General features: G+C 44.8%; 16 protein-coding genes. 3 read left to right on the top strand and 13 right to left on the bottom strand.

Annotated features, from left to right (window positions below; genetic code table 11):
* Nucleotides 1–34 precede the first annotated feature (34 nt).
* Complete coding sequence (locus BR63_RS01530; protein WP_034423315.1) at nt 35–244, bottom strand: hypothetical protein; 210 nt, start codon at nt 242–244, stop codon at nt 35–37.
* Between the two features lie 177 nt (nt 245–421).
* Between BR63_RS01530 and BR63_RS01525 the strand changes: the two genes are divergently transcribed.
* The 3 genes from BR63_RS01525 (at nt 422) to BR63_RS01515 (ending at nt 1725) form a co-directional block, all read left to right on the top strand.
* Nucleotides 422–682 carry a hypothetical protein gene (locus BR63_RS01525; protein WP_034423314.1) on the top strand — a complete coding sequence of 87 codons (261 nt, stop codon included), beginning with the start codon at nt 422–424 and terminating at the stop codon, nt 680–682.
* A gap of 6 nt (nt 683–688) precedes the next feature.
* Nucleotides 689–886 (top strand): spore coat protein, encoded by a 198-nt coding sequence (locus BR63_RS01520; protein ID WP_034423312.1) that lies wholly within the window; start codon nt 689–691, stop codon nt 884–886.
* A gap of 617 nt (nt 887–1503) precedes the next feature.
* The gene (locus BR63_RS01515; RefSeq protein ID WP_034423309.1) at nt 1504–1725 is read left to right on the top strand and encodes a hypothetical protein; all 222 of its coding nucleotides are present in this window, start codon (nt 1504–1506) and stop codon (nt 1723–1725) included.
* A 139-nt stretch (nt 1726–1864) separates the two neighbouring features.
* Here the strand turns inward: BR63_RS01515 and nrdG are convergent, their stop codons facing one another.
* The 12 genes from nrdG to BR63_RS01455 form a co-directional block, all read right to left on the bottom strand.
* Nucleotides 1865–2356 carry an anaerobic ribonucleoside-triphosphate reductase activating protein gene (gene nrdG, locus BR63_RS01510; RefSeq protein WP_034423307.1) on the bottom strand — a complete coding sequence of 164 codons (492 nt, stop codon included), beginning with the start codon at nt 2354–2356 and terminating at the stop codon, nt 1865–1867.
* A 97-nt stretch (nt 2357–2453) separates the two neighbouring features.
* Entirely contained in the window at nt 2454–4574 is a 2121-nt protein-coding gene (locus tag BR63_RS01505) for an anaerobic ribonucleoside triphosphate reductase (protein ID WP_034423305.1), read from the bottom strand.
* 14 nt (nt 4575–4588) lie between these two features.
* A complete protein-coding gene (gene nrdR / locus BR63_RS01500) occupies nt 4589–5047 on the bottom strand; it encodes a transcriptional regulator NrdR (protein WP_034423303.1) in 459 nt (152 codons plus the stop codon).
* Nucleotides 5048–5343: 296 nt separating this feature from the next.
* A complete protein-coding gene (locus tag BR63_RS01495; protein WP_034423355.1) occupies nt 5344–5622 on the bottom strand; it encodes a YlmC/YmxH family sporulation protein in 279 nt (92 codons plus the stop codon).
* A gap of 87 nt (nt 5623–5709) precedes the next feature.
* Nucleotides 5710–6291, bottom strand: coding sequence for a stage II sporulation protein R (locus BR63_RS01490; protein ID WP_051965914.1), 582 nt, complete (start codon nt 6289–6291; stop codon nt 5710–5712).
* Nucleotides 6292–6304: 13 nt separating this feature from the next.
* On the bottom strand, nt 6305–7078 hold the full coding sequence (gene sigG / locus BR63_RS01485) for an RNA polymerase sporulation sigma factor SigG (RefSeq protein WP_034423301.1): 774 nt from the start codon (nt 7076–7078) through the stop codon (nt 6305–6307).
* A gap of 175 nt (nt 7079–7253) precedes the next feature.
* Nucleotides 7254–7715: an N-acetyltransferase gene (locus tag BR63_RS01480; protein WP_034423299.1), complete on the bottom strand. Its 462-nt coding sequence runs from the start codon at nt 7713–7715 to the stop codon at nt 7254–7256.
* A gap of 121 nt (nt 7716–7836) precedes the next feature.
* On the bottom strand, nt 7837–8532 hold the full coding sequence (sigE, locus tag BR63_RS01475; RefSeq protein ID WP_034423351.1) for an RNA polymerase sporulation sigma factor SigE: 696 nt from the start codon (nt 8530–8532) through the stop codon (nt 7837–7839).
* A gap of 70 nt (nt 8533–8602) precedes the next feature.
* Nucleotides 8603–9526 carry a sigma-E processing peptidase SpoIIGA gene (spoIIGA, locus tag BR63_RS01470; RefSeq protein WP_034423296.1) on the bottom strand — a complete coding sequence of 308 codons (924 nt, stop codon included), beginning with the start codon at nt 9524–9526 and terminating at the stop codon, nt 8603–8605.
* Between the two features lie 329 nt (nt 9527–9855).
* Nucleotides 9856–10866, bottom strand: a complete 1011-nt coding sequence (locus tag BR63_RS01465; RefSeq protein ID WP_034423295.1) for a sodium:calcium antiporter — start codon at nt 10864–10866, stop codon at nt 9856–9858.
* 74 nt (nt 10867–10940) lie between these two features.
* The gene (locus tag BR63_RS01460; RefSeq protein WP_034423293.1) at nt 10941–11711 is read right to left on the bottom strand and encodes a histidinol-phosphatase HisJ family protein; all 771 of its coding nucleotides are present in this window, start codon (nt 11709–11711) and stop codon (nt 10941–10943) included.
* Between the two features lie 214 nt (nt 11712–11925).
* Complete coding sequence (locus tag BR63_RS01455; protein WP_034423291.1) at nt 11926–12762, bottom strand: SDH family Clp fold serine proteinase; 837 nt, start codon at nt 12760–12762, stop codon at nt 11926–11928.
* Between the last annotated feature and the right edge of the window lie 7 nt (nt 12763–12769).

The raw sequence follows: 12769 nt of genomic DNA, 5'->3' as shown, positions 1-12769 counted from the left end.
CCACTACACGTTGAAAATGTAGTGGCTTTCTTTCTTAAAGTTTATCAATTACCGGGGCAATTCCCATCAATATGCCGTCTTTTTGTACCGCCAGGCTGTCTTCATCGAGGAGCCCGTTTTCACCGGCCTCGGCTAAAAGAGAAGGAGGACCTCTCCCGTGGTACCATCGAGTCTGCCCGGAAAGATCCTGTTCAGGTTTTCCCCATCCCAGGGACAAAAATAAATATAATTCTAACCTTAGCATTCACTATTTTCCACTATTTGTAAAGATAAAAATTGCCAGTACCATTCTATGATGGTGGTACTGGTTTATTAACCTGTAGCAAAATATTTAGGCAATGCTGTAGGATAAGCAAATAAATATAGCCAAGTTGGAAATGATATAAAATATAGAGATTATGAGACTGCAGGAGGTTTAACCATGCTATACTTATTTAAATTTCTTAACCAGAATAAACCCAAATTAAGAGAGTTTGACCCTACGACAATTCAGAGAATTAAAGAAGGGGCTTATCTGGTAAAGGTAATTAGCGAAACTGAAGTTGCAGCAAGAAAATGTGATTTTTATGCTAGCAACTGTGTAGACCAGGAGATTGCCAAATTTTTCAGGGAAGAAGCAAATAAGTTAAAAGAAGGCAAAAAACTTCTACAACAATATTACGAAAGTATGACACAGGAGTGATTAAAAATGAATAAACTATCAGATATGGATATGCTGCAAGACTATGAAAAAGATGCTAGAATGGCGGCTTTAGCCTACGCTTTAATTCAAACAGAAATTATAGATCCTGCCTTACGAAAAGTTTTGTCTAAAGCAAGTCATGAAGCAGCTGAATCACAACAGAAAGCTGCAAATTTAATATTATCCAGGGGTGACCGCCCATAAAAATCCCCTTTAAAGCTCTCAGCATACTTTGGGTGCTTTTTTTCTGGCCTCTTTTAGTCCACCTTTTTCTCTTTGACCATATAGCAATGGAATATTGATCTACATGTACCGCTACCTCGTGAACATTCATGTTGAGGAACTCCAGGTATATGTTTGTAGCAACCTATAAATAGTGTTAGTATATCTTAAACCCACCAGGCAAAGTGGTATTTCTTCTCCTGTTTTAAAAATTGAGGCTAAAATACTTACGTTACGCAATAACAGGATGCTTTACAGTGAAACCTGGATACGAAAGTTTCCCATCTATACGGCAGGGGCACTTTTTTCCGCTCAATCTATAACGGCCGCAAAAAACATATCCTCCTGCTGTATTTTATTCATCACGAAAAAACAGGATAAGCTTTACTTTGGGATTTCAGAAGATTTTCTGCCCGTTCTATCTTCCGCCCCTTTTACCTTTCAAAAAGTAACCCCCTTACCCGCTCTATTTTCGTACCGTAAAAACTGAATGATAGTTCCTTTGTAGAAACCATCCTGGAAACCTTAGTAACCCTCAATCCATCAGAGGATTCTTTACCAATTGTTCTAACGGGAATGGAAGAAAATTAGGAGTTCTCATGGTCCCTATGTGTGTAGAACAAGAATATTATGTTCCTTACTACACTGGAGAAAAACGGGCTATATTAAAAAATGAGCTTTGGGACCGTCTCCGCAGCGAAGCCGTGGCTGAAGGTATCTCCCCCGCAGACGACTGGCAAACCTTCTGGGAAGAACGCCCCATTCGCTACCTCCCCCAACAGGCTTCCCTTATTCGCCTGGGTTTTTACGGGCCCCTGTAATAACCAGGCTTTAATACTTTGCCACTGGAGAAAATTACACTATTATAACTTAAAGGAAAAAAAAGGAGTCATCCCTTGGATATGACTAGCCACAATAACAAAACAGAAGCCATCACTTTACGTGATGACTTCTTGTCGTTTATGCAATAAGAATCAGTTGTCCCTTTTCCTTTGTAGCCGCCAGGTCAATCACCCGCTGGTTGCTGGAACCCCGGAAGGCCAGGCCGATATCCCTGTACTGGATGAGAAAAGGCCCGTCTACCAGGATATCGGTGACCTCCAAAAGCTCTTTAAACCCAGGTCCGTCTATAGCCAGGAGTTCTTCGTAGGTGTAGCCCGTATAGGTAACCACATCCAGGCCAAGCTTTTTGGCTTCCCGGGCTAAGGCCGCCATCTCGGCGGCTTGAAGAAAAGGGTCTCCGCCCGAGAGAGTGATTCCCCTGATATTTTTTAATTTCTTTTTGATGAGTTTTAATATTTCTTTCAAAGTCATTTCCTTACCGCCTGAGGGATCCCAGGTTTCGGGATTGTGGCAGCCCGGGCAGTGATGAGGACAGCCCTGGGTAAAAACCACAAAGCGAACTCCGGGCCCGTCCACCACACTTTCAGAAATTATTCCAGACAGCCGCATACCGGTTACCTCCCCTTGTTAGTTGTTGGTTGATAGTTGGTAGTGAAGCCGACTAAAATAAGAGAATCGGATTTCGGCTATCGGATAGTCGCCAGCTTCAAGAAAGCTTCATATGTACTTTCCGATTCTTCTCCTCTGCTATTTTGCTTTGATTGAAGAATTCAAGACTGGAAAGATATCCTGTAATCCGGCGGATGCGGGAGATATTGCCTTGAGACCCGCATTTCGGACAGGTATCTATCTCAATAACCCCGTTGAAGCCGCATTCCTTACAAATGTCTACAGGAAAGTTAACGGCGGCATAACCCATGTCAGCCTCATACATAGCCCTGATAAGAGCTTCAAAGGCTTGCAGGTTGTGCTTGGGGGCAGAAGGCAGTTCCACGTAAGAGATGTGACCCGCATTACAATACTTGTGGTAAGGTCCTTCCAGGGCAATCTTCTCCATGGCCGTGATTTCAAAGTCTACAGGAATATGGAAGGAGTTCGTGTACCATTCTTTATCGGTGATTCTAGGAATGATGCCAAAACGCTCCCTGTCTTTTTTCGTAAATTTGCCGCTTAAGCCTTCGGCAGGCGTGGCAAGCAAGGTGAAGTTAAGTTTGAATTTTTTGCTGGCTTCGTCACAGCGGCGGCGCAGGTAACTGACGATAGAGAGACCCAAAGCCTGGGCTTCCTGGCTTTCCCCGTGGTGCTTTCCTGTCAGGGCAATGAGGCATTCGGCCAGTCCGATGAACCCTAAACTCAGCGTACCATGACGAATGGCTTTTTCAATGGGGTCATTGGGTTTTAAATCCTCGCTGTCGAGATACAGCTTCTGGCCCATGAGGAAAGGAAAATCCTTGACTCTTAACTTCTTCTGTATATCGTACCTCGTCATCAACTGCTTGAAAGCCAGGTTTAGAATTTCATCCAGGGACTGCCAAAAGGTGGTCATATCACCGCCCGATTTTATACCCAGGCGGGGCAGGTTGACGGTGGTAAAGGACAGATTCCCCCGGCCATTCGTTACCGCGGGCCCGTTGACATTGCCGATAACCCGGGTGCGACAGCCCATATAAGCCACTTCTTCGTCTCTGTAAGGCGCATTAAAGCTGGAATCCTGGAAGGAAAAATTGGGGAAGAGACGGGTACAAGCTACTTTCATACTTAATTTAAACAGGTCATAGTTGGGATCATCTTCCTCATAATTGACCCCTTCTTTAATCTTAAAACAGACATTGGGGAAGATGGGGGCTTCTCCTTTACCCAAGCCCTTTTCATAGGCCAGCAGGAAGTTTTTCGTGATCATGCGCCCCGCCCAGCTGGTATCAGTGCCTAAATTAATGCTGGAGAAGGGAACCTGGGCACCAGCCCGGGAGTGCATGGTATTCAGGTTATAAATAAAGCCTTCCATGGCCTGGTACACTTCATTCTCCGTACGCTCCACGGCCAGTTCTTTAATTTTGTCTTCGTCAGCAGGCGTGCCCATCTTCTCTAAGGCTTCTCTCAGGCTTTTTTCCTGGCGCTGGTACTCTAATTCCACGTAAGGCGCCATATCCCGGTCGAAATAAGCAAAGGACTGCCCGCCATGCATATCATTCTGGTTAGATTGCAGGATAATGGCAGCCAGGGCTGCTGCCGTTTTAATCCCTTTAGGCGGCCGGATATAACCATGTCCGTTGTTAAAGCCCTCCCGCAAGAGACGATCCAGGGGAATCTGCAAACATGTCAGAGTCTTACCATACCAGGAAAGGTCATGTATGTAAATATCTCCTTCAATATGGGCTTTCGCTTCATCCTCGGGAATAACACGTTTCAAATAATAATTGACAGAGGCAACTTCGGAAATCTGTAAGACTTTGGCCGAAGGTGAGTTCCCCACATTAGCATTTTCCCTGTTGGTTTCCCGGAGGATTTCCGCTACCGCATCCATCATTTCCGAACGGGCTTCCCGGATGCGGGAACGTTTCTCCCTGTAAAGAATATAAGCTTTGGCCGTTTTGGCATGCCCTTTTTCGATTAAAACCTTCTCCACGGCATCCTGCACATCTTCTACGGAAAAAATATTGCCGTTAAACTGCTGCTTCAAGTATTTCAGTACATCCAAAGTGAGTTCCATGGCTGTTTGCCGGTCTTCACCACCTACCGCCTTGGCGGCGGCAAAGATAGCATCTGTAATTTTGGCCTCGTTAAAAGGAACTATCCTGTCATCACGTTTTTTAATCTGAGTAAACATATATACTATGCCTCCTATTCCTTTCGCAACAGTCTTTCAATTTCTGTAAAAAAGGTTGATATATCTTTAAACTCCCGGTATACACTGGCAAAACGCACATAAGCAACTTCATCCAGTTGTTTCAGGCGCTCCATCACCAGTTCCCCTATTTCGGAACTGGCCACCTCCCGTTTTAAAGAACTGTCTTTTAGGCTGCGTTCGATGCCTGCCGCCAGTTTTTCCAGCTTGTCCAGGGGTACCGGTCTTTTTTCACAGGCTTTAATTAAGCCGTTTAGAATTTTACGCTGGTCAAAAACTTCTCTCCTGCCGTCTTTTTTTATGACCAAAAGGGGCAGGTCATCAATCTTCTCATAGGTGGTAAAGCGGTTTAAACAATCAGGACACTCCCGCCTGCGGCGTACAGAATAGCCGTCATCGGCCAGCCTGGTTTCCAGGACCCGTGAATCTCCTTGCCCACAATAAGGACAGCGCATCTGGTATCACTCGCTTTCCGTTCAAAAAATAATCCTTTTTACAAAGGATTTTTCCAAGGAAGGCAGAAATAAGTATATGTCTTGTCCACTGCTGAAACCCTAACCCAGGAAACATTTTCCTATATCTAGTGTGCATGTTCATTTTAACAACTATATATAGGGTTGTCAATGGCAAAGGAAGAAATATTTTCTAGTAAATTGGTCCTACAGGCATTTTAAAAAGTCTTAATGTATTACAATACATTAAGACTTTTTTGTGTTTGACGGTTCACTGTTCACGGTTAACGGTTAACGTGCTAATCATATTCCTTTCGAGGAGGCAGTTCTACGTGCTGTCCCGTTACCTCCACCAAAATGACATCCACGCCAATACGAACAATCTTTTCCCAGGGAACAACAAGGTCATCACTACGGCCAAAAAGCCCTAATATTCTCCCCCCGCTCATACCGGGGAGTACAATGGCTTTAATTCGCCCCTTTTCCAAATCCAGTTCAATGTCTTTAATAGGGCCTAAGCGCCGGCCATCGACAATATTGATAATCTCGCGGTCTCGCATATCAGATATTTTGATCAGCATACTCACACCCCCACACCTTGACAATAAATGTATATGAGTTTGAGCTAATAAAATTACTTTTACAGCAAAAAAAATTGGCCAACCCTACTGGGCCAGCCAAATTTTTTTTATTTCCTGCCGGTAACCGTTCTTAAATTTTTGCCACATACTCAAAGGCTCACTTTTTTCCTGGTTTCCGCTTTTGACAGGGATAGCCTCAGCTGAGCTAATATCGAGGAAACAAAAGGGCGGGTATAAGACGCACCACCAGTTATGACCGTTACCCTCTCCGACAGTTACTTTTAAAGACCAGTATTCTCCCTCGGGGATAAGCTTGTCTCTGTACTGCATGGCCGGGTACTTTTCTACCACCATCTGGACCCGCACCGGCTTTTGATAACCTGTCTCAGCCAAAAGCGCCTGGGCTTTGACACCTAAATCATCTAAGTGCTCATAAACATACTGCAGGGCTGCCTGGTGACTGTTCGCTTTTTGAAGAGGCTCAGCCAGTTCTTCTAGTATAAAATCCCTGACCAGAAGCTTTCTTTCCTGGTCCCTTGTCTCATCACTGTGAGCGAGGACATGGAGACGTAAATAAGGGGGTTCCTGCCGTTCTGTATCCATAACGGCCAAACCAAAAGCTAATATGGCCGATAAACATGCAAGAATGAACAATTTTTTTCTCACACTACCACCCTTCTCACATGTATTTCTTCATATGATTAAGGGCGGCTTTTTCCAGGCGGGAAACCTGGGCCTGGGAAATACCTATTTCATCGGCTACTTCCATTTGGGTTTTGCCTTCAAAAAAACGCAGTGTCAGGATAAGTCTTTCCCTGTCGTTCAATTTTCTCAAGGCTTCCTTGACGGAGATACTCTCCAACCAGTTGCCGTCAGCGTTTTTCTCATCGCCAATCTGATCCATGACAAAAATGGGGTCTCCGCCATCATGGTAAATGGGTTCAAAAAGAGAAATAGGTTCCTGGATGGCGTCAAGGGCAAAGACTATTTCTTCCCGGGGAATGTTGAGTTCGGAGGCAATTTCATTAATGGTTGGTTCCCGGGAGTTTTTAAAGACCAGGTTATCCCTGATCTGCAAAGCTTTATAGGCAATATCGCGCAAAGAGCGGCTTACCCTGATGGGGTTATTGTCCCGCAGATACCTTCTGATTTCCCCAATAATCATAGGGACAGCGTATGTGGAAAACTTAACGTTTTGGTTCAAATCAAAGTTATCAATGGCTTTCATCAGGCCGATACAGCCAACCTGGAACAGGTCGTCAACGTATTCCCCCCGGTTGGTAAAGCGTTGAATTACGCTGAGGACCAGCCGTAAATTACCGTTAATCAGTTTTTCCCGGGCAGCAGTATCGCCTTGCTGCACCTTCATAAACAGTTCACGCATCACCGAGTTTTTGAGAACAGGGAGTTTAGACGTATTCACACCGCAAATCTCTACTTTGTTTACGATCATTTCAACCAACCTCCCCGGCATGATAGTTTAAGCTAACTTCATTATTACCGTGAAAAATAGCAATTATACCGTTTAAAACACCGGAGAGATGGAGACTTAGACCACCTTTATGAAATTTTAACAGAAAAACTTTTCGACATGCTTACCCAAAAAAATTAGGCGGCCACGAGGCCGCTTATGGTAGGTCAAGGTTTATTTCCATACAGATCTCATCACAGTTGGGAAACTTTGGACAGTTAATGCACTCTTTCCAGACTTTCTGTGGCATACTTTCTTTGTTGACGATAACAAATCCGCATTTAGCAAAAAAATCAGGCTGATAAGTAAGAGCGAACACTTTAGGGATGCCTAATTCCCGGGCTTCCTGGAGAAAATAGACCACCATTTGCTTGCCAATCCCCTGTTTCGTATACCCCGGCGCTACAGCCAGGGCCCGGATTTCTGCCAGGTCCCCCCAAACAATATGGAGCGCTCCCGTCCCTACAATTTGTTCATCCTTTTCCACCACTACAAAGTCTCGTATATGTTCATATAAGGTATTGCGGGAACGGGGCAGCATCAAGCCCGTTTCTGCATATTTATTCACTAAATTCAACATATCTTCCACATCGCTCAGTTTCGCCTTGCGAAGAATCATTTCCGTCACCCTTTCATCATGTTATACACCATGATAACAGATTGATGTATACATTACAATACGCACTTTTGAATATTTATGCATATCTTATGCAATAAAAAATCGGCTTATCAATAGCCGACTATTCCATACGCTGTATTTCTTTGCGCAAGCGTTTGATGATCCTCTTCTCCAAGCGTGAGATATAAGATTGGGAAATACCCAGCATATCCGCTACTTCTTTCTGGGTCTTTTCCACACCGTCCCGCAGCCCGAAGCGTAAATCCATGATTTTTCTTTCCCGGTTGGAGAGCTTATTCATGGCCATACTTAATAATCTTTTATCCACCTCTTCCTCTAAAGATTTATAGATAATATCATTCTCTGTGCCCATTACATCCGACAACAGCAATTCATTTCCATCCCAGTCAATGTTAAGAGGCTCGTCAAAAGAAACCTCAGTCCGGGTTTTATTGTTGCGACGGAGGTGCATGAGGATTTCATTTTCTATACATCGGGAAGCATAGGTGGCCAGTTTGATTTTCTTTACCGGGTCAAAAGTGTTCACGGCTTTAATCAGGCCAATGGTCCCTATGGAAACCAGGTCCTCGATTCCTACGCCGGTATTTTCAAATTTCCTGGCGATATATACGACCAGGCGAAGGTTGCGTTCAATGAGCGTGCTTTTTACACTCTGCTCACCTTTCTCCAGGCGTTCCAAAAGATAATTTTCTTCGTCCACACTTAAAGGCGGCGGCAGGGCTTCACTACTGCCCACATAAAAGACATCTTCGCTCACGCCTAAAAGCTGTAGTAAGCGAACAACAAAGAGCTTCATCCCCAGATGAAGATTGGAATGCAAAGTTTTTCCTGGTACGAGCATATCATCCCACCCTTCCGTAAGAATGCTATTCTAGTAGTTCAGGGTGTAACAAAGCCTGATACCTTCCCTGATTGCTAAGTTTTTTATTCACTAGACCAACAATAACGTCACCCGTTTTACGCATCTTACCATGATACCGGATTTCCACAGCATCGGGACGAAATCCCAGCATCAAACCGTTGGACCTGCCTACGGAGTTGAAAGGAATGATGCGCAGCCGGGATGACCACTGGGGATCTATTAACGAGGTTAATTCAGGGAGGTGAATTTCTTCACCGGAATTAACAATGTTAACAACTTCCCTGGGTATTAACTTATGCAGGGCTTTCACTTCAGCCACAATCACCGGTTTTTGTGTTAAGGGATCTACCAGCTGGTTGCCGGTATCGAGGAGAGCCTGCAAACTCACTTTGTCGCTGCCAAAAGTAAGAATAATCTGGCTCATCAGGTTTTCCTGGAGCCAATTCTTACGCACGTAGGACAGGCCTCCCACCCCTAAGAAGATGGCCATGCCTATGGCCACCGAAAGCCAGCTGTAATGAATGTTGCCGATGATAACTGCTGCTCCGTTCCAGGCCTGGACGTAACCGGGAGAGTTGTTGGTGAGATAGATGACCCCCATGACGGCTCCTCCCATAGCAAAGGAAACTAAATAAAGATACCCTAAGGAACGGATAAATGAGCCTAAAGGGAGCGGGGCAAAGGCGATAAATACCATCACCAGGGAGCAAAGGACTTTTACTAGAAGAGAGGTAAGGGCCGGCCATTCCGGAAAAAAAATTACCAGGGAATAAAAAGCGCCAAACAGCGCTCCCAGAAAGATTCTCACCATTTTCATCCTGATTTTCCCTATTTTACCAGTCGCCCATAAAATAAAAAAATCCATTATCAAATTGACGAGGAAAACAACATCCACATAAACATGAGCAGTGAGCCCGGTTTCTTCCAAAAGATATCACCTCGGGCATGTGTAACTCCTTTATCATTATACACTGGCCTTTTCCCAGAAAATTGTCAAATTCTGCGGATACAATTGGTATATTTTTATAAGCGAGTGACCGGTGACCCGTGACCAGTGACCCGACTTTCTGGCATTTCATTAAGGCTTTGATTTCTTTGAGAAAATCGAATAAAGTAAAGCCGAAGTAATTAGCTTCGGCTTTATCCTTCTCACAGAACAACCCATCGGCTCAGTAAACATGCCGGACGAACACAATAAAAAAATCCAGAACAGTGCCTGGATTTTTTTCGCTCTTAAGTGTCTTTTTATATTAAATTTTAATGGATAACACCCGTTACAACAAGGGTAACAAAGATTAGATAGAAAATACCTCCTACCAGTAAAGTCCCGGGAGTGAGATACTTCCTGGCACGAATCTGTAAATACACCAGGAGTGCGGAGCTCAGAGCTAAAGCAGCACTGATAAAAGCACCACGGGTAAGTATCCAGGGAGTTAAGGTGATACCTATAGCCGGGATAACCGAACTCTGGAAAACCATCGCTCCTGTGATATTCCCCAGGGCCAATGTGTCCTTACCCTGGGAGACCCAGATAATACTGTTGAATTTCTCCGGCAATTCTGTGGCTACCGGTGCAATAATGAGGGCCAGAATAAAAGCAGGAATTTGGAAAGCCTCCGCTAAGAATTCCACAGAACCTACAAAGAACTTGGCGCCTACTACGATCAAGCCCAGGGCAGCCGCAACCTGGAGCAGCACAATACCGGTGGAGGGATCAGGGTTCTTCTTAGCAAAGATCAGAGGCGATAATTCTTCATCATCGTCGCTGTCACATTCCTGGGCCAGTGTCTTATAGACATAGATGGCATAAGCCAGCACGAGAAATACAGCTACTACCTGTTTCCAGAAGTGCTCGTTGAGGAAGGCGGCAGCGATAGCCACGGTGTATACCACCAGGAAAAAGGCTAAGTCCCGGGACATGATTTCTGTATTAATATGCATACGGGGATATTCCGGCCGTTTCCCCTTGTTGACTATAACGGCAACACCGGTAATAAAGAAGGCCAGCGTACCTAACATAAAAGGAGCACCTAGAATCGCCCCGATACCGATGTGGCTGGCTTCTTCGTGACCACCGCCAAAAATTATGGCAATTACAGGTATCATTGTTTCGGGAAGAGCAGTACCAACAGCCGCCAGGATGCTTCCTACCGCTCCTTCATTAAGGCAAAGTTTTTTTCCTAACCATTCCACCCCGTTCGTAAAAACTTCCGCCCCCACCAAAATAATACCCAGGCTTACTAAAAGAATCGCAATTTCTGCTAGCATCTCTACACCTCTTCTTCTGAATAATTTCTACCTTTCGGTGCTCATCATTGATGAACTACGGTTGAGAAAAACCATTAGCTGATTTCCACCATCGACCTCTTTCTACCCTTAAAGGTGGCCAGTTCCCGGTAGCCAACCTCATAGGCCATATTTCTGGCTTTCTCCAGATCCCTGCCCACCTGATCCGCTTGGTGAGCATCGGAGCTGAGTGTTATAGGAACACCATAGGCACAAAAAGCTGCCAAAAGCTCCTTACTCGGATAGACCTCTCCCACCGGTTTATGCCAACCGTTGGTGTTGATTTCTACTACAACGTCGGCCTCCTTAATGGCTTTTAGGGCTGGTTCAGCCAGATAAACAACGTTTGTTTTGGGTCGATGACCATATATCTTAATTAAGTCAGGATGACCGATAATATCAAAAAAACCTGATTTGGCCGATTCCGCTAGTAGGCGGTAATAGGCCTCATATAATTCATCCATATCCCATTTCTTAAAATCCTCAATATAATCGGGATGATCAAACATCCAGTTGTCGATATAATGAATGGAACCAATAACAAAATCAAAAGGATAAGCAGAGATCTTTTTCTTTATCTCCTCAAGTTTGTTGGGAAAATAGTCACACTCCAGGCCGATTCTCACGCTGACCCCCTCTACTAAAGAACGGGCTTTTTCCAGATTGGGAAAATCATAATAGCCATCGGAAAGATAGCGGTCATGCTCAGCAAAGCCCACCTCCCGGACTCCCCGGGTCTTGGCTTGCCGCAAATAGGCTTCCAGGTTTTCCAAAGTGTGACGTGACGTTAAATGTCCCAAGGCGTGGACATGGTAATCTACTAGCAAGACGCCAACTCCCTTCATTTCATCCTCACTAAATTTTATGGCCTCTTTAACTATTTGACAAGTCTTTTTTCATAAAAAGCAAGGTTAGAACCAGCAGGCTTTTTCTCAACACACAGGCTTCCCCCTCATAATATTCTTAAAATATTATACAGGGAGAAGCCTCGCCCTTGGTTAGGTTCTTATTGGAAAAAGTTTTACATTATTTCCCAACAAATCAGCTCCTGGGTTTCTCTTTACCCGGTATGACATAGGGAATAGGAATATACTGGACGGAGGGACGGCGGCCAGCCGGCTGCGGGTACAGCTCCATCAACTCGTAGACTTCCTTGGGCAGACCTACCTTTACCGGGATACCCATTTCTTTTAATTCATCTACTTTGATGGGATAATCGTGGGTCCAGCGTCCTTCACTGAAAGTACGTGCCAGTTCCCGGGATTTTTCTTCAGGAATCTCGTCAACCAGTAAATTATAGATGGTGTTCTCCACCTGGCGCATGGCTTTCTGGGCCATATCGGCTAAGATCAGGGTATTGTCATCGATTTCGTTGATGTCTTTCTCTTTGGTAACCTTAATGATAGAGGCTGCAGGGTATTGACCCAGCTGGGGATCCACCGGCCCCAGGACAGCATTCTCGTCCATAAGAATTTCGTCAGCAGCCAGAGCCAGCATAGTCCCCCCAGACATGGCATAATGAGGGACCAGCACTGTTACCTTGGCATGATGACGCTGTAGGGCATAGGCAATTTGTTCGGAAGCCAGAACAAGGCCTCCTGGAGTATGTAAAATAATATCAATAGGCAGCTCAGGAGGGGTCAAACGGATAGCCCTTAGCACATGTTCTGAATCTTCGATGTTAATATAGCGGCTGATGGGGATACCCAAAAGGCTCATAGACTCCTGACGGTGAATCATCGTAATCACACGGGAGCCTCTCTTTTTTTCAATACTTCTGATGAGGCGAATACGCTCTGTCTCCACACCCCTTTGTTTTATCATGGGGATTAGCGAAGAAATGACAAAAAATAAAAGAATAAGATTACCCCAATCCACAACAAGC

This window comes from Thermanaerosceptrum fracticalcis, from assembly GCF_000746025.2.
Taxonomy (GTDB): Bacteria; Bacillota; Peptococcia; order DRI-13; family DRI-13; genus Thermanaerosceptrum; species Thermanaerosceptrum fracticalcis.
Note: the sequence above shows the minus strand (reverse complement) of the source record. Positions and strands in the feature narration are given on the sequence as shown.